We start from the raw sequence: 24207 nt of genomic DNA, 5'->3' as shown, positions 1-24207 counted from the left end.
TTTGGCGGTTCAGGTGGGGGGCGACGTTTACGCCGCGAGATCCGCGACGAGCGAGATAACCTCGGACTTGTGCAGCCGGCGTCTGAAAATGGCCCGCGACTGTGTCGGGCCTTGCTGACTTACCAGAATCAAGTCGAGCGGCTTGGTAAAGCCTTGGCTGTCGCAGAGCTCCGCCCAAAGCTGATGGAGTTCCCGCCATGGTCCTTTCGTCATCCGCTTGACGCCCAGCCACATGTACAGCTGGTCCCATGGAACTGTTGCGGTGCCGACAAGGAAGACCTCGTCGAAAAGTTGCCGAAGTTGAGCTTCATGGTGTCGTTGCATTCCCTGCCCCGGGTATAAATTGATGGACGAACAATACCGCCAGCCTCGAAAAAAAGCAATGAGTTATAAAAATAACTCCTGTTATTCCATGGGAAGCCTTTGCAGAACAGTTGTTTTCAATAAATAAGTTGGAGTTATGCTTTTGCAATGGTGTTTTTGCGCCGGCGTGGCAGGCATCAGGGAAGGAAGTCGAGGCGCTGTCCAAGTGTCCAGAACATCTGGAATCGCAGGGCTAAAGGCGCTTCGCAGCGGCATCTCGGCCGCGCGCGCCTCTGCGAGCACCGGGCGCGCTCAATATACGGGCGATTGATGTCTTCGCCGGTGCTTAGTCCCCAAGCCCCCAACTGCCCGGACGGTACGGGAGGGGCGTACGGAAATCCCGTTAAATGGTGTGGGCTCCGCCGGCCCAACTGAAAGCACTATTCTCAAATGGCCGCCGCCGCGTCCCCATCGCATCCCCTTACCGATGGTCGCCAAGCACGGCGGTGATTGCTGTTTCCGCTGCCGTGTTGGCCCGCTTCCACTGCCTCTATACTGACGTGTTTTTTCAGATTGCGAGTGGAGGAGTGGGGATGCAAATGCGAGTTAAATTGCCGTCAGGCCAGACGATTGACGTTTTCGACTTTTGTTCCGCTATCGCGCATGCGATCCGTCCTGTCGAGCGATTGGAAGGCATCGATTGTATCGTCGGAGGCTTGATTGGAGTGCCTTCTGTGCAGGAGAAGGGTGATCGCCTGCAGATACCGCCGGCTGTGGCGAAGATGGCCGACGCGGCTTTTGCGGCGGTTTCCTTCGCCCCGAACACGACTGAGGAAAGCGGTTTGGCAGAGCGTGAGTTTTCTTCGCAGCCGTTCCCGATCAGAAATGGTGACGTCGAATTTCCCGTCGAGCTTACGGACGATGATCGGCGTTGGCTTGAGACACTCTTGCCGAAACTCCCGCTGCTGCGCCATCCGATCTCGGACGAACAGGCTGAAAATTTCCTGACCGCCTACCGGGGGCTGAAAGCACGGAAGGCATGGGAGCCGATCCTCATAACGGCCGCAGAGATCAAGCGCCGAAAAGTGGAGCAGGATGATCTCTTTGTGCTTCACCGTAATGCCCTTGAGCGCATGTTTGAGAAGGGAGAGCTAATTGCGTTCGATCGGAAGCATCACCACGTTCCGGCGTTGACCGTACGAAGCCTGATTTCCCGCTCGACTGCGATTGCCTATCTCGAGCGGAACGGATTAGCGGAATATAACGAGCATCAACTTAGCTCCGAAGAGCGCAGGGAAGCCATTGTCGCTTACTGGAAGCAACTGAAGAGCCAGCGCGTTAAGAACTACACCAAGCTAACAGCGGACAAGTTCGACGTGAGCGACTCCCTCGTCCGGAGATTTGTCAGAGAAGCTGATCCGGAGACGGCGCCTAAGAAGACTTCCCCTTCACGTCCCTTCCAAAAGCCAAAGCCCAAACGAAAGTAGGTTCCGCCCGTGTTCCGCCTTGGTTCGCAATAGACGCTCGGACCGTTGCCGTAGAAGGCTGCGCGCCCACCAACAAATCTCGCTTGCTCGGAACAGCCGTTCCGGTCGCATTCTCCGTCACTCACGGCGCTAGCCGGATCAAAACGGACGAGGACAGACATCCTCGTCCGTCACAACCAGTGACGGAGAACCCCATGACTGACCAATTGTCGAATGCCGGTTTGCTGCATTCTCAGCAGACGTACCGTACCGTCTCGGCCGACGCGAATTCGAAAGCCGACAAGGCGCTGCGCATCCTGCGCATGAAGCAAGTAGTTGAGCGGACGAATCTGTCGCGCGCGACTCTCTATGCGTTGGCCGGGACCGATCCGACGTTCCCGCGCAAGATCAAACTGACTGCGCGTAGCGTAGGGTATCTCGAGCAGGAGGTCGAGGACTGGATCTTGTCGCGTGCGCAGGCCCGCGGCATTGTGGCGTAAGGAGATTGGTATGCTCACGCCAACTTTCTCCCCGCCAGATAGCGGCTGGGTCGCAGAAAATCCCATCAACGCGGCCCGATCGTTGGGCACGTCATCGAGTTCCAGGAAAGGCAACCCAGGGCGTCTCACGTCGCTTGCCTTGGCGGCTGGAGCGACGATGACCTCATGCGGCATCGCTGTGTTCGCAGCCTGGGAGCGCGGCGGTACGCTCGCTGAACAATTGGCCTATTCGGCTTTCGCTGGCGTGGTCGTCTCCGCTGTTCACCTCCTGCCGACGTTGAGCCGAGGGCGGTCGGTCGCCGCGCGCATCATCATCGGAGCTGTATGTGCGGCTGGATTCGTCTCGACACTCAGCGGTCAGGTCGCGTTCTACGAATTCGCTCAGCAGCGCGCGGGTGCGCGGCGGGCGGAAAGCGTGCCCGACTCAGTGACGGCTCCGCTGACCGCCGATCCTCCGACGCGCGATTTGACCGCCATCGCCCGGGATCAGGCAGCCGAACGCACAAAGCTGGCTCTTATAGACAACCATCGCTGCGGGAGCACCTGCGCCGACGCTCGTCTGCGCCGGGCTACGGTCATCGCTACGCTCGACGAACTTCAGACCGAGGCTGACGAGGCGAAGCGTAGCGAACTCCTCGCGGACCGCCGGGCGGCTCTGGATGATCGGACGATTCGGCAGCGCGATGCGATGCGCGCTGATCCTGTAGCGGCGCAGCTGGCGGCCCTGACGGGGATCGACGAAGACCGTGTGATGCTGCTGCTCGATCTCATTTATGCAGCTGTGCTCGACGGCATCGGCGTGCTTGGCTGGTACCTTGCGCTGTCAAGACGCCTTTACGACGGGCGCCCAGCGTATGCCACGACTGTGGCGATCGGTAACGGCATGGGCAGCGATCCAGTCGCGACCGAGGTGGGTAGCGATGCCGATGGCCCCGCTGCGCGTTCCACAGTACTCAGCGACGCCGATGCCGAACTCGCGCAATTTATGCGCGACGTCGCGGACGGCAAGTTGAAACCTACCGTAGCTGGTATCCGCAATCACCTCGGGTGCTCGCAACAGAAGGCGGTTAAGTTGCGTCGCGAATTGGCTGTTCACGGTGTGGTGATCGACCGAAGCAGCGGAGGTCGTGATGTTCGCTAGCGGCCCCAAGAACACTGGTACGGGTGTCATCCTCGAATCCGCCCAGAACATTCAGATGCAATCGCCGGAGGGTATATGGAAGGATTGGCTGTATTGGGGGAAAGTGCATCTTCTGGCGGGGGCGCCGTCGACGGGCAAGACCACGGTGGCGCTCAACTTGGCCGCGACGATTTCGTCGGGAGGCACCTTGCCGGATGGAACATATAGTCGGCGCGCTCGTGTGGTGATCTGGTCGTCCGAGGACGGAATCGAGGACACAGTAGTTCCACGTCTGGCTTCAGCGGGTGCCGATCTCAGGAATATCGAGGTGGTGCGTATGACCGAAGAAAAATGGCTCCGTCGTCCGTTTGATCCTGTTAGCGATCTACCGCTGCTCGAGCAAAGGATTGGGGATCTGCGGGACGTCGCGCTCCTCATCATCGATTCGATCGCGGATTTGATGCCGGGTAGTCCTGGTAACAATTCAAAAGTGAGAAAGAGCCTCTTGCCGCTGGTCGGTCTGGCCGAACGTACGGGCTGTGCCGTGCTGGGATTGACCCACGTGGTCAAAGCTTCGAAGAAAAAGCACCCCCTTGAGCGGATCATCGGTGGTGTGGGCCTTGGCGCGGTCGTCCGGGTCGCGATGTTGGTGGTCCGTGACGATAGTGGTTGCTTCGGGGCGGTACGGGAATGGAGCGTACTGGTTAAGGCGAAGGCAAACATTTGCCGCGAGGATGGTGGCTTCCTGTATCGCACCGTCGGTGCGCAACTTCAAACTCAGCAGGGTGTAGTTGAAAGTTCGTGTATCCAATGGGGGGCTGCGTTGCCTGGCTCTGCGATGGACATCTTGAATATGGCCGAAGGCGGAGAGCGTGGCGCGGCCGCCAGCAAGGTTCATCAGGCGGGTGATTTCCTGACGAGGACGCTACAGGCTGGCGCGATGCCCGCGTCGGAGGTCCAAGCAAGGGCGGCCGATGCTGGAATCTCGGAGGCAACTCTTCGCCGTGCGCGCGAACAGGTCGGCATCGAATCGCATAAGCAGCGCGGCGCGGGATCAGCAAGTTCCTACCTGTGGGCGCTGCCGGCTTCCGCCATCGGTAGGGGCACGCCGCCTACGCGCAACTTTGGCGAGCCAGATATTTGGGGGCGCGTCGGCGTTTCTGTGGGTCCGCGTGTTGCTCAACCCGCACGACGTTACGTCGGTGCGTCATCGAGCAGTTTTCGGCCGGCCGAGCACGGCACCGAAGCGTTTGATGCTCTGCTTGCTCCTGCAGCGGTGTCGTCGATTTTTGCTTCGCAAGGTGAGCAAGTTGAACAAGTTGAACAAGTTGAACAAGTTGAACAAGTTGAACAAGTTGAACAAGTTGAACAAGTTGGGCAAGTTAAACAGGTTCAATGTGACGTCGATGACGCCGTGTGGCAGTCGTTGGTTCGCATCTGCGTGGACGAGTATCGGGGACTGCGCTTGAACCGGCCGTATTCCGACGAAGCCGACGAATATTCCGTGCGAGAGGAAGCAGTTGATGGCGTCCTCAGAGAAACGCCGGCTAGCGACGGGTGGAAAGCAGCGGTTAAGGAACGACTCGTCAAATTGAATTTTGTTGAATTGGCTGGCTAACCTCGCAGCGCTGCGGCGTGTGCTTTATGCCGTAGCTGCGGCGCGCGAAACTGTCAGCACTAACTTGTACACCTTCCCCAATGTGCCGATGCTCGGCAAACGCTGCGTTACGGCAAGATGTCTTCACGTCGTGGCCGGCGTTCTTGGAGGCGGGAAATTCCGGTACTTTCATAGTTAGGTTCGAGTCGATGTTGTTGAGGGTTGGATTAGATTCTGCTCGAACGTCGGTACGGTGGATTAGTGAACACCGGATCAGGCTAACTGCAACGTACCCGATCTGCTTCACTTCAGCTTGATCGCTGCACGGCGGGTCGGACATCAAATGGAAGTTAACATGGACGCAGTATCAGAAGAGAGCGCGGGCGATCGAAATCATGCAGCAACGGAAGAGTGGCTGCTCGACTACACGATCAATTCGATGAAAAAGAATGACAAGCGGGGATTCTCTGACAGCGAGAGTACGCGCGCTGAGGACGCGGCGTCGATAACGAAGTGCGTCTGGGAGATCATCAATTCGGACGACAGGCTGTTTAGTGTGCGGCGCAGGCAGGGCGTAGCATTCGGCTCTCCAAGACAAGTGAAACTGGTGGCGACTCCTTTGGGCGATGCGTTTCTCAATTGCCTGGCGATCGACCTCGAATACCTCTCGATGGTGGAATCTATCGATCGAGCCAACCCATTCATCGGGCTGTTCAAGCGGACCGTTGCTCGTGATGCCGCTATTGATGCAGATGCTGGACCGTGCCTGAGGCCGATGCGATACGTGCTGTCGTTTTGGTCGACGATACGGCGTGGTCTATCCGATGAGGAACTATGGAAGTTCGCGGACGGGTTGAACGAAGCCATAGAGGCGATTCGGGAAGAAGGACGGGCAAAGCCTTTTCGCGATGAATGGAGGCGTCACACGCGACCTGCAGCGAAAAACTACGACTCGCTGGTCAAGATGATTCGAACGTTGTTCAGACGACACCATCGCTTGCTGGTTATCCGTGTCGATTTCGGGTACGAGAAGAGCCATCAATCGATACCGTACTCCGAGGTACGCAAGCACCGAAACGCTTTGGTGGATTACCTTAGGCAAATGAAGCGATTGAAGAGGCGCGTGTTCAAGGCATATGTGCTCAAGCTCGAGCATGGCTTGCAGAAGAAGTGGCACTTTCATGCATTACTGTTCCTCGACGGCAACGAGGTGCAACGCGGCGTCCATCACGCGATGATGTTCGGCGAGCACTGGAAGGACGTCATCACGAAGGGAAAAGGCGTCTACTACAACTGCAATGCGAAACGCGTCAAGTACAAGAAAGCTCTTGGCATCGGCAAGATCGAAAGTCACGAATTGGAGCTACGCCGCGCGTTGGAGACCAACGTGGCGGGATACATCGTCAAGCCGGACTTCTATGGGCAGATGATGAAGGATAAGGGGGATCACTTGTTCTTCAGGAGCGAGCCACGCGAAACTGTCGCGAAGAAGCGTGGACCCAAGCGTACGAAGGCGGATGCGTCGGCCGAACTGATTAACCTGCCGCTGCCGTTCAAGCCGAAAGTACACGCCCGAGCATCGACGAAGGAGGGGCACCGTAAGCATCAGAAGCCTGAGCCGATGCAGTGGTGCGATCCGTGGGAACTGTTCGCACGAGCATGAGGTGCGCGGGGATCATCTGCTTCCTGGGACAGCATGGTCGCTCAAGGATCCGCCAAACTTCACGGCCGCCCCGGCGATAGAAATGTATGGCCCGACTGGGCGGACGCTAAGGCCACACGCCGCCGGATTGACCGTACCTGGTGGTCTGATTAAGGTTCACTCTGTGCAATGGCAATACTTTCGTGAAATGCGGGAAAGCCTTTCTCGTGCATCAACCTCCCGATCTCGAAAAGCGCGGCCAAACGTTCGCTAATAACAGGCCCGAGTTTCCTGTCCGTTCCCATCTCTCGATAGGACACCGCATCGGCGTAAATCTCCGAGAAGAGATAACTCATGTCGTAGACGTAAGCCGGGGTGAGAACGCCTTCGCCGGCAAGAATCCCAGCCGCGATGGAATGGTTTCCTCCTTGCACAAACCCAATTCCCCAAGGTAGCCAGAGTGCCACGCGGTGATTGCCATCCTGACGCCACGCACCGGAGTGATGCCAATTCCAGGTGTCCGCCGGGTCGACTTTCCCGGCGCCAATCCGAGCGAGAGTAGAAACGTAGGAACTGTGCTTCCACGGCCAGGGTAGCACTGGATCACGTGCCAAATGGATTCGGAAATGATCCTCTGGCAGGCGCACGGTACGGAAATCTCCTGCATCAGAAAACATCCGTCGACGAACCTCCTCTCCGAAAAGCGATCGTTCCTCAAAATCAGGCCTTGCATCAGTGCCTTCTTCTGCCACAGCTAACAGGTAATCGGCCTGATGCGGTCGCACGATTGCGCGCACCAAGTCAGTGAGTCCCCGCGGATTGACTTCTGCAATAGCCCTCGCGGTACGCATTAACTGAGCGAAAGGCCCAGACACCCGATGCGCCTCCGTTTGCGCTCTGGAGTTGCGCCCCAGTCTACGAAACCACTCGATGCCCATTCCACTTCCTTCCGTGTTCGTTTGTACGCTATGCGCATCTACAGTCCGCGACCAGCCTGTCATGAAGTGGCAGTTTGGCCGTCGCGTGCTCAGTCGGTGTTCGGCTCCGCTATTCAACCAAGTCGTCAGTGTCCTTGCGTCTCCAGACGTGACACGAGAAGCCCGTCGTCGTTCATGACATACAAACCTGACCATATGGCGAGCCAGAATTGAACCGTCACCAGCCAGTGAACACCCATGATCTTCCCGAATAACGACGCCCGCTGCAAAGGCCAACCGGAACGAAAGCGCCAATATTCACCGATGTTGCGTTTTGCATAGCGGATCTCGTTGCAGTTCCACCAACGGTTCCACCGGTGTACCCAGCAGTCGTTCAAGAGCCAGTTTTGCATCAGATGCCCTTCGAGCGAATCCTCCATCTCCCGCGACCGCCCGTCAGGATAGCGAATGCTGCAATCCCTGAACTGGTAGGAATCTATCGTAAAGAACACTCCCCGCTCTGATAGTTCGAGGATGTCCAGACTCGGAACGCTGGAGAGGGCGCGAACGATTGGGCGGCGATCAACCTGGTGAAGGCGGATCGCTTCCTGATAACGGATGCCGCTGCCCACTGCTTCGAATACTAGGTTCACCGCCTCAATTTCTCCCTCGGTCGCCCGGAAAGCGATTCGGGAAGTTCGAGGCTCGGGATCTGACAGTTGTGCAAAACACAAAGAGTATTCAAGCTCGTCGCCCAACGGGCTCCAATGAGAACCCAACCTGTGGCGTTTAGCCCAAAGCTCATGCGATTGGCGATAGGTCGAGAGTAGAAGGAGTTTGGTGAGGCGGTCGTAAAGCCACTTGACGACGGAACGAAGAGGACCGAATGGAATATGGATGGCCATGGTTAGAGATTTAATCTAGGGTGCAACAGATCTTGTTACCATTGAAGAAGGCTGCACCCAAGGTGCGCTTGGATGGTATATCGGCGGAAAGCACGATTTCTGGAGTCACGACAGCCTTCCAAATCAATCCGTACCCTGCTCGCACCACGATTGCCACTCACCCAGTTGATCCGAAGTGACGATCGGCTCGTCGCCGTTTGCGCGACGATAGACAAATAGTCCATTGGGACGTGCAAGCGTCCACGTCGCCTGACGACGTGCGGGTCGAGTGTACGGTTTGTGTTGCCGACGATGTGTTCGGGCGCGGTTCTCCCTTGCACGCCGGTCCCCATTTATTTCTTATGGCGGCACTCATGTTGCCATCGCTGTCTGGCGTATTGAACGCGGTGTATTTCGGGTCAAGGCGTGTATCCATCGTTTCGCTGTCCGGTAGCTCCAACCCGTTCTGGTAGTCCCTCTGGTACGTCAGCTTTCGGCAGGGGCTGCGCAGCATACACATCCATTTGCCGTGATAGAGGTGTCCTTACCCGCATGCCGCGTTGCACTGACGTTGGAATTTGTTGTGGCCTCTATCCGCTAGAACGAAAGCTTCGCCTGAATAGCGTCTATCACCTGGCGACTGAGTTCGTTCGCGCTCATCGAATCGCTCCGTACCAAGTGCCAGCCATAATCCGACGCGATACGCTCGAAACGCTCGGTCGAGACACGATGATCGTTAAAGCTGTCGATGACCTTGCTGTCGAGGCGGCGTGTCCTCTGATGAGCCCGCTCCCACGAGACCTCTGCCCGGCAGACAACCGCGAACGCGATGTCAGCAACGCGCACGCCGTCTCGCAGGTTTGCGTCGATTGCCTCCACGACATCGATGTGCCTCCGAAACACCGCATCGGACGGATACCATCGATCGAGCAGCACGACGTCCGCCGTAGAGGCGCTTAGTTGGCGTTCGCCGATAAGCACGCGCCCCTGCCTGTGCAGGCGGGCCACCTGCGCGTCGCTTGCCTCGCCCGGTTCGCGTTTCAGCGCCTGATAGGCCTCATCCAGCGATGGCCCCAAAGTCGCCGCCATCAGCTCTTTTTCGACCAGCACCTCGACGCCGTGTCCGGCCTCACGCAGCCGTTGCTCCACCAAGTGGATCAGAGTGGTCTTTCCGACGCCCTTGGGGCCGTCAAACGTGATTAGGAGTGGCATCTTGTTCCGCGACCTGCATTGGTTGATTTTGCAGCGACTGATTTCGATAGATTGTGAGCCCGAGGCAGCCGCTCGCGTGAGCCTGAAGCAGCCACGAGCGGATCTCGGTCACCGTAGTTTCAGGCGGGCAGTTCACCGTCTTCGTGATCCCGCAGTCTATGCCCGACTGAAGGGCCGCCTGCATCTGGATGTGAAGGTCACCGGACAATTCCAGCGCGGTCGGGCACAAGTCGGCTAGCGCGTCGCCGGCGATCTGCCGCAAGCTCTCACCCGTGGCGATCCTGCGTTCGGCCAGCGCGGGATCGATGCCCTGCTCGCCGAGCAGAAACGACACGACGGGGTCCATGACGCAGATCTCGCGATCGATGACGCGCTGCGCGACCCGGTGCGAGTAGATCGGTTCGATCCCGCACGACGTCCCCACGATAAGCGCGATGGTCGCCGTGCCTGCGATTGCCGTCAGATTCGCGTTGCGGCGCGCGTGCCCGTGTCCCGGGTCCCACGCCGGATACGCGCCGAGGCAGTGCGCAAGGCGTTGCGACTCGGCGGCCGCAGACTCGTGCAGCATCGCGCTGAGCCGCCTCGCAAACTGCAGGCTGGCTGGAGAGCCGTACGGCAAGCCGAGCAACATCAGCGCGTGCGCAAAGCCCATGACACCTACGCCCACCTTGCGCGTCGCGAGTGAGTTCTGCATAAGCGCTTCGCTGGCATGCGTCTGGAGGTCATGCATGCCGTCGAGCATGCGTACACAAAGCGCGACGCAGTGTGCGAATCCCGCTTCGTCGAAGATGCGGGCGCCGTCCTGCGCCGCAGTAACGAAGGCTGACAGATTGACCGAGGCAAGCAGCGCCGATTCGTCAACAGCTAACGGCGCTTCACCGCAGACATTCGCCGCATACTGCGCATGCGTATCGCGGGAAACGCGCGTGATCCGGTCGGGGAAGATGACGCCAGGCTGGCCGGTCGCGTGAATGCACCCGGCAATTGCATTAAACCGCTGTTGCGCCGCACGGTCTGTCGGCAGCGCAGCCATGAACGCGTCGGAAAGCGCCACGTTCATATTGGTTACAGCTAGCGTGCCAGCAAGGCCGAGAAACGTGTCGAGGTCGCCGCTGATTGGCATCGTCACCGCGTTGCTCGCTGGGCGCGGACGGCGTTGCTGGTGTGCAACCGTGTCGTCGTCGATCAGACGGATCAGTTCCGCGAGGCCGGATTCGTCGCTCTTGAGCGTATAACCGACCCCGCCCATGCCGTCGTGAATGAACCGGAAGCTCTTGAGGAATTCCGATGCGGGTTTGTCGACATCCACCGCGAAACACGCAAATAGTCGCGGTGCCGCTTCAGCACAATTGACGAGCAATGGACTGTTCGGAAGCATTTGACCACGTCGCATGGCTTGAGCGAGCTGTGTCAGGAAGTGCTCGGGATCGACGTCGTTCCTCGACATTTCGGCCTTGCGTGCCAGCGCGCAAACGCGATCGACGAGGCCCTCCCATCCCTGTGACCTGAATCGATGCAGGATGCGCCCGGCGAGCGCCGGCGCGAAAGGGCTGCCTCCAAGCGGCGGTGTTTGAAAACTGTGCATGGGTGGTTGTCGTTCCCCGAAAGAACGGCGGCCTTCTTCTGTGCCGGCGTTTATGTGATGCTTACGTGTTTTCGAATGTGTCAACTGGCGAAGGGAATTCGGCGCGTGGATCCATGACCTGTCGACTCTTTCCAGCCTTATTACCACATGCCGAGGAGATTGTTTCAGATACATCCCAGGAGGCCACAGACCAAGGCGAGGTGAGCTATTGCCGCGGAGACTCTTGTCAACATCGGACTGCGACTTATGGGCTCACCGTGACGCATGGGCGATTGTCATCGAGCATGACGCGTCATCGACGCGCGCCGCCAGGGGCACCGTGGCCGGGCGCAGCAACCAGTCATTTGAGCAGCCCATATATGGCCCGCAATCAGCCCGAAGTACCCTTTGGGCCGACTTGATAAACCAGCCTTCCGCATCAACTCTTCGTTTGCGCGTGATTTCGGCGCGTTTGGAGCTTAACCGTCAGAGCTTATTGTTTATCAGCGCGTTTTTGATCTCACGGCGGATTCTGCCATCTGGATCATTTTCCGGGTCCAGCAGACTTTCGGAGGCAATCTCCGCGACTTCGCCCCAGCTAGGAGGGGCGACGCCAATCGCCTCAAAATGCTGCTGCAAATGACGTTTGAACTCCTGGGGTGTCATCCTGTTGAATGTGTTCCGGTAGTTGGCTGCGCCGACGATTGCGATCGTCTCCGCCTCAATGGCTTGTTCGACCGCTTGTTGCCTCTGAGCGGCAGCCACATGAACTTGGCTCAGCGTGTCGAACAAGTTTTTCATGAGATCCAAGACTGCCATGATGTCCTGTGATGCCTCGGGGTGCGCTTTTGCGATACTGGAGATCCGGTTTTCCAAAGCGACGCTGCCGACAGTGCATTGCCAAACCATAACGTATTTCCTTTGTCTGGTGTCGAGGTGAGCACACGCTTACTGTAGCGATTAGAGTGCGATGGCTGGGAATCAGGCGGGTTGGCAAATCGTACGCCCACCACATAGTCGCCATTAGGCATTGTCGGACAAGCGAAGCCGCCTTGCTATCGAATTCGACGCTGTCGCTGGCAAAAAAAGTCGGGACATCGATAGGCGAAGCGCGCGGTGCGCCTCCGGCGGCTCGAACTTCCGACACTCTTGGATTTGATGCGTCGGCCTACCAAGCGTCGGCCTCTGGCGTGCTGCCCGGACAGGGAAGATTTTGTCCAATTCAGTCAGGGTATCGTCGCACAAGGCGATCTCGATGGCCGCCAGATTGGCCTCGAACTGCCACATCGTTCGAGGACCGACTATGGGCGCGGTGACTCCCGGCCGACTTGCTACCAATGCAGGGCGACATCGGAGGGCGCATGCCCGAGCCTGGCGTACAGGACTTCGAAGGCTTCCGACGCTGGGTTATTCTGCATGACGGTAGTGCGGTAGTGCGGTAGTGCGGTAGTGCGGTAGTGCGGCAGCCGAGGGCGCTTGCGTTATGCAGGTCGCATGGCAATGTGCGGCCCAAGAGCTGCCGCCGCACAACGTAATCGTGCGGCGGCTTAGACAAGTAGCCGCCATTCGACTTTTGACCACGAATGCCAGCTAGTCAGTAGACAGGACACTAGACCATCACACACTGACCGTCTCGCAGATTAGCTGTTGATCTATTTTGTGCTTTTTACGCAGCGTAGCCCTTGATGCAGTCATAGGAGAATTTCATCTGGGCAATAAGTTTGCCCATGCTCTCCTTACGTTCCTCAATGAGCTGATCTCGGTCTTTCAGGTCGAAAGGCGGTTTGTACTTCAGAGAATTCCCTATGTCGTCGTAGTACGAGTCCGCGCGAAGCTGCCGGAACATGGCATCAAGTGAATTTCTGATGGCCGCCTGGTGTTGAGCGATCGAGGGCTCATTTGATGTCAAACGCTGGAAAAGCCAGTCGTTGCCAAGCTCGTCACCGTACTCATACAGTATGTTCGCCGGGAAAAAATATCCTGCCTCACCACCTAGCGGGAACAGTTCTGCAAATGCTGCGGAGAAGTGGTCTAAGAAGTCCCTAACCTTTCGCTTGTCTTCTGCGATGTGGCCGGAGGCGACGGGGCTGACCCCGAGGACGCTGCATATTTGATCGTGCGGCAACGCAAAGAGCTCCCGCTCAAGTGTCGCGGTGTCGTAAACCCCGGTAGCCTCAAGAGATTCAGATGACTCAATCTCGCTGAGCGTCTTCCAGATATGTGGCGAGACGCCGGCGAACTTATCGTTGAGGACGTAGTAGAACTTCCGGATCGGCTTGATCGTTTCCCAATACTGCTTAAGCTTCTTGAAGTCGTCCTTGACCTTCTTCTGCGCCGTCGCTGTGTTAGTTGAGAGTTCTTCCGGTGCGTACACCTGATAGTACGTGCCCGAACTCGGCAACCAACCATCATTGCCGCGATCTCCGATATTACCGTGCGGCCTCACCTGCGCAAAGTCAGTGTGCACGTAGTTTTTGACCTTCGAGAAAAATCCCTCGAACTGAGCTGCATTCGCTTGCAATACGACGATTTTGAATTTGTCCCGCAGATCCATAAAGCTACCCTTTGCGTAAAGTATGAGCCTTAGTGTAGCGCTTGTGAAGCCACTAGACAGTTGGCGTAGCACGGTTCTGCAACGCGGGTAGTCGTATGGGAATCGGAGCCGAAAGACGGCTTTCGCCGCATGGCTGCCATCGACGACGGGAATACGAACGCCAGCAATGGGTCGCTTGAGGCGCTCGGCTTTATTGACAGCGGTCGTTCGCGACAACGGAGCGTCAATCTTCCTAGCCCTCGGCTTCGGAGGCGAGGCGCGTCTGCTACGCGGCTCGATGTTGTCGTTGGCAAAAAAGAAGCGCAACAAGAGGCGAGGTGCGCCACGCGGCGCACCTCGTTATGCCCGATCTTCCGATATGAGATTACTCTGGCCGTTTCCCCGCTTTACACCACGAGCGCCACTCTTCCAACTGATCCGCTGCGACCATAGAGTCCTCCTCGTTTTCACGCCGCTAGGCCGCAGTCCAGCCCGCAACGTATGCATCCATATCACCTGACGGAGCGCGGGCAGATTCCCCGGTTGGTGTTGCGGAGGATGTGTCGGAGTGCAGTTCCTCCTTTCATTTGGCTTCCCACCCGTCTCTCATTGCAGCATCGACGTTGCCAACGTTGTCGGACTTCGCGTTGAACGCCAAAGCAGTCAGATCGAAGTCGTAGCTGTTCTGTCAGAACTCGCTGGCTGCCCGTTCAGAGTTGGCGCAGGCCGGGCGCGACTGCTGCGCTTCCTGGGCGGGGAAGTTATTTGAGCAACTGGGGCATCTGGTGTCGTATTTCCATTCCGGAAATCCCGCGGAAGCGGGTACGTAGTATCCGCGTGAAGAAGTCGGTCGGCTGCACTGGCGCTCGACGTGATGATAAAGAGCAAAGGCGTGGCTGCCAGGTTGATTGCAGACAATATACCGATCACGATCGGATTAACTGTGCGGGTGACTGGACCACCGAGGACCAGCAGCACATACCCCGTCATGATGATAGCGAGTACCACGCCGGACACTTGACTAAGCGAGAGTCGAGGATTCCTACGCGCGTCCTCATAGCGCTTTCCGTCCAGACTGAGCCTTACAAACCCACGAGCCTGTCCGATTGTTCTTAACACGAGCATCGGGTTGTCGCGCTCGAGTGCAAACCGGATGTCGTCGCCGGATAGTTCGATACGTAGGGCATCTCGCACAGCTACTTGTAACGCCCCAGACGATGCAGTACGCCAACCCTGCTTACCCTTCAGGAGCGTGTAGAGGCGCTTCGTACGTCCCTGCGAGAAACGCAGCGTGCCGTGTCGAAACCTGATCCAGGTTACGGCACCAACGATTGGTGCGCTGAGTATGGATACGACGGTGGCGAGATGACTTTGCTGGAGAAAGGTAAGGACGGCACTGAAGCTCATAGGCACTCCCACTCAATCGACGAGTTGCAATGTTATCAACCAACGGTACGTCGTGAAAAAAAATTGATCGGATGACGGCCGACAGAAGGGCCCTGCGTTTTCTGTCGAACCGAGGCGATGATTCCGGGGGGAAAAAGGCCGATGAAGCGATACGTCTCGCAAGCAGGGGGTTCTCGGTGAGCCTATTGTCCGATGCGATTCCGTTCTTCACGCCAGTCGGCTTGATCTTCATCGCCATCGGCTTGGCAAAGCTTCCTGAGCCGGCAATTTCTGTGCTTCAGCGATGCGAATTGCCGGCGCATGTTCTCGCGCGTACCGAGTATGTCGATGATGGTGCTTGCAAGAACATTCCCGCGGGTGTCCAGACGCAGCACCTCGACAATGGTCTAGTTTCGATCTTGAAGTACAACCGGCAAATCCCTGAGTTTTCGCAAGCAACTTGCGAACGTGCTCCCTAAGTGCAGGAGTCTATGCGTAAGCGAGCGTCCCGGTGACTGGTTCTAGCCAAAAAAGGAAAAATCCGTGCGATACGGGATGCGCCCGAAGGCGCATCCCGCTGACTATGCCGTTGCCGAACTGACGTGCTACGAAGGTAGTTTGCCTTCCTTGCACCACGATTGCCACTCGCCGAGTTGGCCGACAGTGACGATCGCGTCCTCGCCGTTTTCACGACGGTACGCCGCGGTCCAGGCGTCGACGCAAGCGTTTGAGCCAGGTGGCTCGCTGGAGACTGTTCGACCAGGTACTACAGGGTCAGGATCCGAGGGATGCTTGCCTGCACGACAGGATACTTCCCACTGCTGACGCAATTCTGCTGGCGGAAATGATGGACGGCCCGGTACAGCCCGATAGGCATCGTCCCATTCGTTCACGCACGAGCCGACATCCGAGCCGTCTGCGCTGACTTCCACTCCATTCGAATAGGACTTGTCCGCGATGAGCGTACCGCTGGCATCCCATTCCTTGTACGCCCCGTTGAGCTTGCCATTAGCGTAGGTTGCTGTGAGGGTGACCTGCTTGCCATCGGGCGCGTAATGGACGACTGCACCTTCGTATTTCCCGTTGACGAATGTGGCGCGCTTCACGAGCGCGCCGGTATTCGCGTCGAACGCTTCTTCGGTGCCAGACGCGACGCCGTTGCTCCACGGGAACGTATGAACAAGTTTGTGGTTGGTCCAGTCATAGACGTTCAGCGCACCGTCGGGCTGGCCGTTGTGAAACGTCACCGCCATCAGCGGACCGTCATCCTGTCCGCCAGAGAGCTTGAACGAACCGTCCAGCGCGCCGTGCTTGAACGACGTTTCGATACGCGCGACGTCGGATTGCGCCGCCTTGCATACCGCCTTGCCGTCCAGCAGACCGCTGCCGATCTCGACGTCGCACAGCGCGCCGGACAACAACGTCGCCGCCCCTGATGCGCCAAGGAACGACTGGGCATTGCGCTCAGCGGCGGGCACGCTGTCGGCAAGAGCAATGCTGGCGAGCTTGCCGGTCAACTGGAATCCGGCCTGATCGATCAGCAGCGATCGATCGGGGACGTTCGTCAGCTTTCCGGTAAACGGTTCGTCAGCGTTGCCTGCATAGATCTTGCCGTTCTCCATCCGGGTATTGTGATAGTCGAGGACGTCGCCTTTGCAGCCGGCGAGCAACGTTGCTACAAGGGTGACCGCGGCGAGTGCCGCCGCGCGTTGGCTAAGGGTGGTGATATTCATGAGTTTCAGGAGCAGGAGTGATCGCATGCGCATGTCCGGGCGAACGAGACGCGGCAACCGGGGGGAATAAAAAGCGCCGACCGGCGAACCGGTCGGCGAAAGGGTTCTGGCGTTCCGAGGGCGAACGTGCTTGCCAGAACCGGACAGCGTTGTTGCAGGGCCCTTCGGAAATTTCCGATGGTCGAAAGCCGTGAAGCGCGTCGGCGCAGTGAAACGAGCCGCCGACGCTTTCGAAGGTGCGAACTGCCGTGCGCGTTATGGGTTTTGCGTGAGACCGAGCTTCACTGCGGCAGCACGCATCGACGCCGCGATGGTGTCGGTGACGGACGACGGGAACTGTGCGACGGTGTCCGGTGCGCTGGCGGGTCGCAGGAAGCCACCCATCAGCTTGCCGTTCACGAGTGCCACGACGAGCGAGCCCCCGGCGTTGATCGTGTTCTTGATCGTGTCGTCGATCGGCACGGTCGGCCCGCCGATTGATTTCGGCAGGCTGACCGTGATCGCGTTGGGATTACGCGGATATGCGGACCATGAACCTGTGACCGGGTAGCTGTTGGTATCGATGCCGCCGTACCGGCAGCCAGACGCATTGCTTTTGTCGACCGTGGCAACGCCGTTTGCCTCAATGTTCAGAAGCAGGCAGCCGCCGCCGATGTCCGTTTGCGTCCCCACCGTCTGCTGCACCGAGGTGTACGTCTGGGTGGGATCGCCCAGGCTGTACAGCGACGAACCATTGACGAAGACCGGCTGGTTGACATCTGCGCCGTTGATCCACGGTAAGCCGAGGCCTTCACTGACGAGCATCAGCCGGTCATGCGCGTAGGCCGTCGTTGCGAGAAACGCCGTGGTTCCGGAGGGAAACGTACCGGTCATCGTGCCACGCACGGGGTTGCGATAGTCGATCTGCAGCGCGCTCGAAAGCGGCTGCCCGCTGACATCCGTTGTGCGGTAGGAAATCGTGACCTGATCGTTCGTGTTCGGATCGGAGCCGACGAGCGTCGATCCGACAGTCGAGAGACTGTACGAGGGGTGCAGTTGCGCGGCCGTCAGCCAGTTCGTCCACGAGCCATCGGACTTCATCAGGTACGCACCCATGCCGCCATTGAGCGAGATGAACGAGCCACTAAACATCGCATCGTAACTACCGACAGGTGACGCCGCCGACCAGTTGCCGTTGCCCTGGATCTCCTGCGTGACCGACAGCGTCGAACCGGAGAGCGTGAAATTCTCCCGGACCGGCGAGAGTGCGGACGAGATGGTGGAGCTTCCCGCAACCTCCTGCATGAGGTCCCCATCTACGGTATAGAGGGGAGTGGCGAGCGCAGCGGATGCGTCGATCGCCTTGCTGAAGGCCGGGTTTGCAAGCTGCGCGTCGACGTCCGACTGCTGCACGCCGTTGATGTTGCCCTTTGATGCATAGGCGTTCATGGTCGCCTGCACCTGCGACCACGAAATCGGACCCTGACCAGACAGCTCGGTCATGTGGCTCACCATGCTGGCCGCAACCGATGCCGTGCCGGTGTCACCTCCCGAGATGTAATCCGCATTGGGATCGACCTTGCTGCCCACCAGATTCTGTACGGCCTGCGTGGCCTCCTGTTGCGTTTGGCCCGTCGCCATCTGCGCGACCACCATCGTTGTGAGCGGCGTCACGTTCTGCGTCGTGCCCTGAACGATGGCGGAGAGTGTGAAGGTGGACGTGAAGGGAATGGTCGGATTCGCAAGGTCCGTGGTGCTGGGCGTGACGATTACGTCGACCTGCTTGTCGGTCACGCTTCCACTGACCTTGAGCGTGTAGTCGCCGTTGGCGTCGGTGGTCGTCGTGGACTGCGTCGAGTCGCAGGCGCCCTGACCGTTGTCGAAACAGACGGTGGCGCCGACCAGATAGCCGTCGATGGCCTTGCCGGTGAGTTGAGCTGAGGTAGCTGGCGTCGACGGTGCGGACGATCCACTGTTTCCGCCACCGCCACCGCCACAGGCCGCAAGCATGGCGACGATTGACATGCAAATAACGCAACTCGGAATTCTCGTGTGCATCTTTCTTTTCACCTTGCAAATGAAGATCGCGCCGTTCCTTTGGGGAGTTCTAGTCCATTGACGCTACTTCCAGTTGATGAGCAACCGCCTGACGCGGACCGTCATAGGTCGAATCCGCCGTGGACCAACCCATGTCTACCCGGTACTACGGCAAATCGCTTAAAAAGTTGAATATCAACTCAAAAAGCCCTTCATGTCAAAGGGGTGATGCTCAACCATTCCGGTTGACTGGGAGGTGGTATGTCGAAATCGGAATCTGAAGATCTGGCGGTGGTGGTGGGGCGGGCGATAGCCAAGCAGCGCATCGCGAGCGAGCTGACGCAGGAAAATGTCGCGGAATTGCTGGGCATTGGCCTGGAAGCCGTGTCAAGGATGGAGCGCGGGGTCGTCATCCCGACGGTGGTGCGCCTGTTCGAGCTGGCGGACATCTTCGAGTGCGAGGCAGCCGATCTGCTAACCGAGGCCAGCATCCGGTCCAGCGATCAGGCGAGTCACCTTAACCGGGTACTGTCACAGCTTTCCGCAGCCGACCGGACGATGTTGCTAGAGGTCTTCGAGCGCCTGTCGGCGAGGTTGACCCATCGCCAGACAGGGGCCGGGCGTCAATAACGTCCTAGTAGCGCATCGCGCAGGGACGACTCCAACTTGAACTCCTCAGCCGGCAACGTGACGAAGGTCGCTGAGCGCCCGCAAGTGGTGTGCATCCAAATTTTTTGTCCGGTCGACAGGATGTAGCTAGACAGCAGGTAGTCTCCTGTCGTGAGCGCACATTCGTTGCGTTGCCAGTCCTCGTCGGTGAGCCGGCCCCAGTCACCACGCATATGACGTATCAGGAAGTGGACAGGCGGGACGCCGACGGTGTGCAGCGCGTCGAGCGCACCCAGTGACACGAAGACACAACCGGGCGTGACGCGGATCGGCACACGGAGCCGGGCAGGAAGAGCGCGGTTCGTCATGTCAGTAGTCTCCGGGCAACAGGAAGGTGGTGGCGGAGCGGTCCCACTCTGTGACCAGCCAGACCGTCTGCTCGTTAGGCAAGACGTAGCTGGACAGGATGCGCTGCCCGGTTGCAACAGCCAGTTCGTTCTGCTGGTGGTCGGACTCGGACAGGTCGCCGAAATCGCCCCGGATGTGGCGAGTCAGCAGCTCGATGATTGAAGCTTTCGCGTCGGCGATGACCTCCAGCGCGGCAGGAGTGGCAAGGATCCGTCCGGGCTTGAAGCGAGCGCCGGCGCGATACGTAGAAGGTGAAGTCACGATGAATATCTCCAGATAAAGGGCGAGCACATGCCTCCCATAGGGACGGTGCTGGGTCGAAAGCAAAGGGGATAAAACCGGGACGCAGGACGCGGCGTGAACGGCGTGGATGAGTCGGCGAACTACCGCGCTTCCGAGGCCAGCGCGTTCGGGTAGTGCTTCGCGAGGATCAGGTTCATCTGGCTGACCAGGTCGGGCCGCTTGAAACCCAGGTGCCCATTGCCGTTCTTGAACCAGCGCAGGTGAAAGTAATCGTTCTCGGCTTCGGCGCGCCGCTGCTGCTGGGCATCCGAAACCAGGTAGTAAGCACCGTGGCGGTGATCTGCTTCGGGTTTGCCGTCGAGCACGTAGAACACGCGCATCAGGTCGTCCAGTTCATCGGTGACGCGGTGGTTGAGTGAGCCTTGACTAAGCAGATACCGCACGATGATCCGCTTGCCGAACCGGAACGGCTGGTTCGTCTTGTAGTCCCACGACAGTCTGCGGAAACACGCGATTACGCCACGCTCAAACATGTCGCCGCGTGCGCCGTAGAGCTGCGCGAACGTAGCTTCGATATTGGCGGCCGTCAGTTCAGGGACGTCGCCTTCGGCGATCTGCTTATTCCACTGCTCTCGAGCCTGCGCGTCCATGAAAGTGCGCAAACCCGATTCCGACAGCAGGTAATCCCAGCCACATATATCGACAATGCGCACGATGGCGGCCTCAGCGTCGGCGCGGACCGCATATTCACCGGTCACTGCAGGTCGGCCACGGCAGCCGTAGCTTTCATCGAGAACGAGTCGAGGGAACCCGAGATGCGCAGCCCTGGCGAGCTGCTGGGCTTCGGCGAGCAGATCGAGTGCGGCGCGGATGCGTTCGACGACGGCGACGCGCTGGTTGGCGAGATTGGCGATGCTGATGCTTTTGACGAGATCGGTCGAGTCCATGGAGCATGAGGGCAGTAGAGAGAAAGGGCGACAAAGAAAAAGCCGGGCACGAGGCCCGGCGTCTATGCCGTCACGTTGTGTTCAGCAAGCCGGCGACGCAGCGTGGCTGCGCGCGCTTGCGAGCAACCGAGATGACGACGGATGTCAGTGACAGTGGGTCGAACGAGACCGGCCGCGACATCTCGAACGAGCTGCGTCAGGTGGTTGTCGATGGGATCGGCAATCGGTAACGGCGTGACTGGATCGTCACGAGGCGCATGACTGCGGGATGTGCTGTCGTGACCGGGGGGCACGTCGTTGCGACCAACGGTCGCGGCGACCTGACTCGCCGCGACTGGCGAGATTACTGGCTGGGTCGAAGCGGTCGTGTCCGTGACTGCCGTGACTACGGGTTGAGTCACGTCGGCGGTTACCGAAACTATTGCTGTTACTGGTGGTGTGACTTCAGCAGATAGCGGCGCCAGTGACGGCGACCGGAGCGCGATCGTCCACAACAGACACGCGACGCCTTCCAGTACAGCGGCGAACACGAGGCCCGTCAGCAGATCGATCCGGGCAGGTGCCGTGCCGAGTAACGCGGCGAGACGCGACGTGACTGGATCCGCGAGTAACGCGTCACGCCGGGTCGTGACTCGGTCGTCTGCTGCCTGTCGGTGCCGAATATCGTCCGCTCCGGCGTTCAGCGCGTCAAGCCGTGCCGCGAGCGTCGCGCGACGGGCTTCGAGTGTCGCGCAGTTACCGACGCAGTAACGCGCCGTCGCTGCGGCAAGCTGGGCGGTCACGGTCGCGCGCTCCGTCATGACGGTCGTGAGGGTGCGAGCGGTCGACAAGGTAGGGACCACCGGTACCTTCGACGCCCGTTGCTCTCCGGCATGCTGTTGCGCGAAAGTGAAGAAGGTCGCGTGCCCGAAACACGTAGTTACCAGACACGCTCCCCATAGCAGGCGACCTACGCCCCGGACAAGGATCGGCGCACCCCTGAGCAGCGCCGGCAACAGGTGCGCGCTCGTGACGAGCACCAGACCGATCGCGACCCAAACCAGCTGTTCCGGGAGCGAGCCACCTCGCTGCCAGCCTGCGAGAATCGACAGGCTGAGCGCGGTGCCTGTCGCGCCAACGGCCAGGACGAATGCCCAGCGTCGCGTGCTCATGCGGCTTTGCCGCCGAGCAGCACCGCCTTGCGTTCCAGCTTGTCGCGCAGCGTCGGTGGCGTGTCGGTTGTACCGCCACCTTCTGCATCCGAGCGAGCCGTATCCTCCGGATAAAACTCCTCGACGACTGCGGCCCGCTCGTCCGGGCTGTCCTCGAACGCGCCGTTGGCGAAACCCGCCCGCGCCGCCGCATCAAGCGCTGCCTGGTTGAACCCGGCTGCCTGTCGCCGCGCATCGAGTTCCTGCGCCTGCACGATGGAGTCTTCCAGCGTACTACCGGATCGCACCGCCAGATCCACGTAGTAGATCGGCGTTCTGTAGCTCTGCGTGGTCGACTTGCCGCGCAGCTTCAGTTCCAGCTGCAGGCAGGCGAGCAGGTTGCCAGACACCGCACTGAAATAATGTAGGCGCGCGGCGAGCGTCCGGATGGAGTTATACGAAGTCGTACGGAAGATGAACGAGCCGAGTTCATCCTCGTCACCGATCGCGACGTTTAGCCGCCCATACGGCTTGCAGTTGCCGGCACGACCGAATGCGCAACCATCTGGCGACGGGCAGGGCAGTTCCTCGATACCGGCGTCGCCTGCGCGCCTGCACGTCTCGCCGTTACCGACACACACAGGACGCCCGGTACCGTGGTCGAACAGCGAGTATTCAGCCCGCAGATTGAGGCCGGGATCATTGAACAGGAAGCGCACGGGAATCGCGCGCAACTTGCCGGACGTCGCCTTGCGCAATGTCTCGTTGAGTGGATGCAGCACCCATTCGCCACGCTGCTGTACCTGTGTGGTCAGCGTGAACTGGTCGTCCTTCTCCGGCAGACGTTTGCCGGCCTTCTCGACCAGACGGCCAATCGAAATGCGCCCGATAACGGGTGGAGTAATAGCGAGACCCTTGAGCATGGTAGTCCTCTAAATGGAAGTAGGAGGGGAAGCGGGAATCAGGTGGAGACGAGAAACCGCCGGGAACCCGGCTTCGAAGCCGGGTACTGTGTTTCGAATCCGGGGTGATCGGCCAGCAGGCGTTCCAGATTGACCGACGACGAATCCTTGCTGCGTTTGAACGACACCGAGCCTGTTTCGAACATTGCCCGGGTCGCTTCACCCATCGCCTGCTGGATCGTCTGTTTCAGCTTCGCCTCGAGTTGCTGGCGAGCTTCGATCTCGACCCGTACAGCAACCAGATCGGCGAACACCGACGACAGATGCCGGTCGTCGCTGAAGTCGACCGTACCGCCCTGGCCCGGATACAGGTGGCGCAAGGCGCGATCGGACGATTCAGAACCATCTGCGGGCGGCGGCGTGTCCGATTCCACGAATCGCCAGAATCGCGCTTCGAGTTCGACCAGTCTGCCGATCAGTGCATCGTCGCGCTCGATCCGGTGGACCTCCAGCGCCTGACCGCAAAGCAGCACGGCTACATGCGCCGCCGCCTTGCCCGTCACGGCAAGCTGGTGCTGCACCTGCAGCTGGACGTGTTCCGGCACGCCCTCGCGCCAGAGTCGCGCGCCGAACTCGCCCGCGGTCTTGCATTCGAGGACCTGGACGTCGCGTGCGCCGACGATTTCCCGGTCAAGATTGGCGAGCATGAACGGGATTGTCGGGTGGCGAAGCACGGCATTGACCTTGCGTACCCGATTGCCGGTCTGTTGCGTATAGGCGGCCGCGACGATCGGCTCCAGCAGCGTGCCCCAATAGGTGGGGGCGGTGGTGTCGGCCGGGTCCGGGCGTGGCAGACCGACGTCCCGCCCGGTCTTGTCGAGCCACAGTTCGAGTTGGCTCACGTAAGGACTTAGGCCGATTGCGGCAGCGGCGTCCGATCCGCCGATCCCGGATTTCCGCACCTCCAGCCATTCGCTGCGCGACAGATCCTTCGTGTCGACCAGCCGCAGGGCCGGACGCTTCCGGTCGTGGCCGCCTGTCTCAGGGTGACTCATACCGCCTCCAGAATGAACAACGCCCGGCGGATTGGAATCC

At 59.3% G+C, this 24207-nt stretch carries 22 protein-coding genes; 7 read left to right on the top strand and 15 right to left on the bottom strand.

Annotated features, from left to right (window positions below; genetic code table 11):
• Window positions 1-27 precede the first annotated feature (27 nt).
• A complete protein-coding gene (locus FFS45_RS11330) occupies window positions 28-324 on the bottom strand; it encodes a hypothetical protein (protein ID WP_137954724.1) in 297 nt (98 codons plus the stop codon).
• 386 nt (window positions 325-710) lie between these two features.
• On the opposite strand from FFS45_RS11330, the gene FFS45_RS11325 reads away from it, so the two are divergent.
• From FFS45_RS11325 to FFS45_RS11305, 5 genes are all read left to right on the top strand, one after another.
• Window positions 711-1790, top strand: a complete 1080-nt coding sequence (locus tag FFS45_RS11325; protein ID WP_171029631.1) for a hypothetical protein — start codon at window positions 711-713, stop codon at window positions 1788-1790.
• A gap of 194 nt (window positions 1791-1984) precedes the next feature.
• Window positions 1985-2269 carry an AlpA family phage regulatory protein gene (locus tag FFS45_RS11320; protein WP_137954722.1) on the top strand — a complete coding sequence of 95 codons (285 nt, stop codon included), beginning with the start codon at window positions 1985-1987 and terminating at the stop codon, window positions 2267-2269.
• 10 nt (window positions 2270-2279) lie between these two features.
• Window positions 2280-3410, top strand: coding sequence for a hypothetical protein (locus FFS45_RS11315; protein ID WP_137954721.1), 1131 nt, complete (start codon window positions 2280-2282; stop codon window positions 3408-3410).
• Window positions 3400-5007 carry an AAA family ATPase gene (locus tag FFS45_RS11310; RefSeq protein WP_212745718.1) on the top strand — a complete coding sequence of 536 codons (1608 nt, stop codon included), beginning with the start codon at window positions 3400-3402 and terminating at the stop codon, window positions 5005-5007. The genes FFS45_RS11315 and FFS45_RS11310 overlap by 11 nt, the downstream gene beginning before the upstream one ends.
• Before the next feature lie 334 nt (window positions 5008-5341).
• The gene (locus FFS45_RS11305; RefSeq protein WP_171029630.1) at window positions 5342-6649 is read left to right on the top strand and encodes an inovirus-type Gp2 protein; all 1308 of its coding nucleotides are present in this window, start codon (window positions 5342-5344) and stop codon (window positions 6647-6649) included.
• A 149-nt stretch (window positions 6650-6798) separates the two neighbouring features.
• On the opposite strand, the gene FFS45_RS11300 is transcribed toward FFS45_RS11305, so the two are convergent.
• The 6 genes from FFS45_RS11300 to FFS45_RS11275 form a co-directional block, all read right to left on the bottom strand.
• Window positions 6799-7566: a DUF6710 family protein gene (locus tag FFS45_RS11300; RefSeq protein WP_137954719.1), complete on the bottom strand. Its 768-nt coding sequence runs from the start codon at window positions 7564-7566 to the stop codon at window positions 6799-6801.
• Between the two features lie 125 nt (window positions 7567-7691).
• Complete coding sequence (locus tag FFS45_RS11295) at window positions 7692-8450, bottom strand: hypothetical protein (protein ID WP_212745717.1); 759 nt, start codon at window positions 8448-8450, stop codon at window positions 7692-7694.
• Between the two features lie 576 nt (window positions 8451-9026).
• Window positions 9027-9641 carry a hypothetical protein gene (locus tag FFS45_RS11290; RefSeq protein ID WP_137954718.1) on the bottom strand — a complete coding sequence of 205 codons (615 nt, stop codon included), beginning with the start codon at window positions 9639-9641 and terminating at the stop codon, window positions 9027-9029.
• Window positions 9619-11226 carry a hypothetical protein gene (locus FFS45_RS11285; RefSeq protein ID WP_171029629.1) on the bottom strand — a complete coding sequence of 536 codons (1608 nt, stop codon included), beginning with the start codon at window positions 11224-11226 and terminating at the stop codon, window positions 9619-9621. Before FFS45_RS11285 ends, FFS45_RS11290 begins: the two co-directional genes overlap by 23 nt.
• Before the next feature lie 465 nt (window positions 11227-11691).
• Entirely contained in the window at window positions 11692-12114 is a 423-nt protein-coding gene (locus FFS45_RS11280; protein WP_137954716.1) for a hypothetical protein, read from the bottom strand.
• Window positions 12115-12871: 757 nt separating this feature from the next.
• On the bottom strand, window positions 12872-13759 hold the full coding sequence (locus tag FFS45_RS11275) for a hypothetical protein (protein ID WP_137954715.1): 888 nt from the start codon (window positions 13757-13759) through the stop codon (window positions 12872-12874).
• A gap of 1457 nt (window positions 13760-15216) precedes the next feature.
• Here FFS45_RS11275 and FFS45_RS11270 point away from each other — a divergent pair.
• Window positions 15217-15603: a hypothetical protein gene (locus FFS45_RS11270; RefSeq protein WP_137954714.1), complete on the top strand. Its 387-nt coding sequence runs from the start codon at window positions 15217-15219 to the stop codon at window positions 15601-15603.
• A gap of 126 nt (window positions 15604-15729) precedes the next feature.
• Here FFS45_RS11270 and FFS45_RS11265 read toward each other — a convergent pair whose 3' ends face one another.
• Complete coding sequence (locus tag FFS45_RS11265) at window positions 15730-16884, bottom strand: hypothetical protein (protein ID WP_249362755.1); 1155 nt, start codon at window positions 16882-16884, stop codon at window positions 15730-15732.
• A gap of 228 nt (window positions 16885-17112) precedes the next feature.
• Entirely contained in the window at window positions 17113-18861 is a 1749-nt protein-coding gene (locus tag FFS45_RS11260) for a hypothetical protein (protein ID WP_249362754.1), read from the bottom strand.
• A 273-nt stretch (window positions 18862-19134) separates the two neighbouring features.
• On the opposite strand from FFS45_RS11260, the gene FFS45_RS11255 reads away from it, so the two are divergent.
• Window positions 19135-19503, top strand: coding sequence for a helix-turn-helix transcriptional regulator (locus tag FFS45_RS11255; protein WP_137954713.1), 369 nt, complete (start codon window positions 19135-19137; stop codon window positions 19501-19503).
• On the opposite strand, the gene FFS45_RS11250 is transcribed toward FFS45_RS11255, so the two are convergent.
• From FFS45_RS11250 to FFS45_RS11225, 6 genes are all read right to left on the bottom strand, one after another.
• On the bottom strand, window positions 19497-19850 hold the full coding sequence (locus tag FFS45_RS11250) for a hypothetical protein (protein ID WP_137954712.1): 354 nt from the start codon (window positions 19848-19850) through the stop codon (window positions 19497-19499). The two genes, FFS45_RS11255 and FFS45_RS11250, sit on opposite strands and share 7 nt — an antisense overlap.
• Window position 19851: 1 nt before the next feature.
• Window positions 19852-20151, bottom strand: a complete 300-nt coding sequence (locus FFS45_RS11245; RefSeq protein ID WP_137954711.1) for a hypothetical protein — start codon at window positions 20149-20151, stop codon at window positions 19852-19854.
• 122 nt (window positions 20152-20273) lie between these two features.
• Window positions 20274-21080 carry a DUF4942 domain-containing protein gene (locus FFS45_RS11240; protein ID WP_137954710.1) on the bottom strand — a complete coding sequence of 269 codons (807 nt, stop codon included), beginning with the start codon at window positions 21078-21080 and terminating at the stop codon, window positions 20274-20276.
• Between the two features lie 62 nt (window positions 21081-21142).
• Window positions 21143-22231: a hypothetical protein gene (locus FFS45_RS11235; protein WP_137954709.1), complete on the bottom strand. Its 1089-nt coding sequence runs from the start codon at window positions 22229-22231 to the stop codon at window positions 21143-21145.
• Window positions 22228-23133, bottom strand: coding sequence for a phage capsid protein (locus FFS45_RS11230; protein ID WP_137954708.1), 906 nt, complete (start codon window positions 23131-23133; stop codon window positions 22228-22230). Before FFS45_RS11230 ends, FFS45_RS11235 begins: the two co-directional genes overlap by 4 nt.
• A 38-nt stretch (window positions 23134-23171) precedes the next feature.
• Entirely contained in the window at window positions 23172-24167 is a 996-nt protein-coding gene (locus FFS45_RS11225) for a lambda-exonuclease family protein (RefSeq protein ID WP_137954707.1), read from the bottom strand.
• Window positions 24168-24207 lie beyond the last annotated feature (40 nt).

Origin of the sequence: Burkholderia sp. 4M9327F10 (genome assembly GCF_005503145.1) — a bacterium.
Taxonomy (GTDB): Bacteria; Pseudomonadota; Gammaproteobacteria; order Burkholderiales; family Burkholderiaceae; genus Paraburkholderia.
The sequence above is the reverse complement of the archived record's forward strand: the minus strand, read 5'-3'. Positions and strand labels throughout refer to the sequence as shown.

What these genes read in the sequence shown, in the direction of transcription:
- FFS45_RS11255 (WP_137954713.1), top strand. Translation starts at nt 19,135, where the DNA reads ATGTCGAAATCGGAATCTGAAGATCTGGCGGTGGTGGTGGGGCGGGCG.
- FFS45_RS11310 (WP_212745718.1), top strand. Translation starts at nt 3,400, where the DNA reads ATGTTCGCTAGCGGCCCCAAGAACACTGGTACGGGTGTCATCCTCGAA.
- FFS45_RS11290 (WP_137954718.1), bottom strand. Translation starts at nt 9,641, where the DNA reads ATGCCACTCCTAATCACGTTTGACGGCCCCAAGGGCGTCGGAAAGACC.
- FFS45_RS11320 (WP_137954722.1), top strand. Translation starts at nt 1,985, where the DNA reads ATGACTGACCAATTGTCGAATGCCGGTTTGCTGCATTCTCAGCAGACG.
- FFS45_RS11250 (WP_137954712.1), bottom strand. Translation starts at nt 19,850, where the DNA reads ATGACGAACCGCGCTCTTCCTGCCCGGCTCCGTGTGCCGATCCGCGTC.
- FFS45_RS11305 (WP_171029630.1), top strand. Translation starts at nt 5,342, where the DNA reads ATGGACGCAGTATCAGAAGAGAGCGCGGGCGATCGAAATCATGCAGCA.
- FFS45_RS11330 (WP_137954724.1), bottom strand. Translation starts at nt 324, where the DNA reads ATGCAACGACACCATGAAGCTCAACTTCGGCAACTTTTCGACGAGGTC.
- FFS45_RS11230 (WP_137954708.1), bottom strand. Translation starts at nt 23,133, where the DNA reads ATGCTCAAGGGTCTCGCTATTACTCCACCCGTTATCGGGCGCATTTCG.
- FFS45_RS11270 (WP_137954714.1), top strand. Translation starts at nt 15,217, where the DNA reads ATGACGGCCGACAGAAGGGCCCTGCGTTTTCTGTCGAACCGAGGCGAT.
- FFS45_RS11235 (WP_137954709.1), bottom strand. Translation starts at nt 22,231, where the DNA reads ATGAGCACGCGACGCTGGGCATTCGTCCTGGCCGTTGGCGCGACAGGC.
- FFS45_RS11225 (WP_137954707.1), bottom strand. Translation starts at nt 24,167, where the DNA reads ATGAGTCACCCTGAGACAGGCGGCCACGACCGGAAGCGTCCGGCCCTG.
- FFS45_RS11280 (WP_137954716.1), bottom strand. Translation starts at nt 12,114, where the DNA reads ATGGTTTGGCAATGCACTGTCGGCAGCGTCGCTTTGGAAAACCGGATC.
- FFS45_RS11240 (WP_137954710.1), bottom strand. Translation starts at nt 21,080, where the DNA reads ATGGACTCGACCGATCTCGTCAAAAGCATCAGCATCGCCAATCTCGCC.
- FFS45_RS11285 (WP_171029629.1), bottom strand. Translation starts at nt 11,226, where the DNA reads ATGCACAGTTTTCAAACACCGCCGCTTGGAGGCAGCCCTTTCGCGCCG.
- FFS45_RS11275 (WP_137954715.1), bottom strand. Translation starts at nt 13,759, where the DNA reads ATGGATCTGCGGGACAAATTCAAAATCGTCGTATTGCAAGCGAATGCA.
- FFS45_RS11265 (WP_249362755.1), bottom strand. Translation starts at nt 16,884, where the DNA reads ATGCGATCACTCCTGCTCCTGAAACTCATGAATATCACCACCCTTAGC.
- FFS45_RS11300 (WP_137954719.1), bottom strand. Translation starts at nt 7,566, where the DNA reads ATGGGCATCGAGTGGTTTCGTAGACTGGGGCGCAACTCCAGAGCGCAA.
- FFS45_RS11325 (WP_171029631.1), top strand. Translation starts at nt 711, where the DNA reads ATGGTGTGGGCTCCGCCGGCCCAACTGAAAGCACTATTCTCAAATGGC.
- FFS45_RS11315 (WP_137954721.1), top strand. Translation starts at nt 2,280, where the DNA reads ATGCTCACGCCAACTTTCTCCCCGCCAGATAGCGGCTGGGTCGCAGAA.
- FFS45_RS11295 (WP_212745717.1), bottom strand. Translation starts at nt 8,450, where the DNA reads ATGGCCATCCATATTCCATTCGGTCCTCTTCGTTCCGTCGTCAAGTGG.
- FFS45_RS11260 (WP_249362754.1), bottom strand. Translation starts at nt 18,861, where the DNA reads ATGTCAATCGTCGCCATGCTTGCGGCCTGTGGCGGTGGCGGTGGCGGA.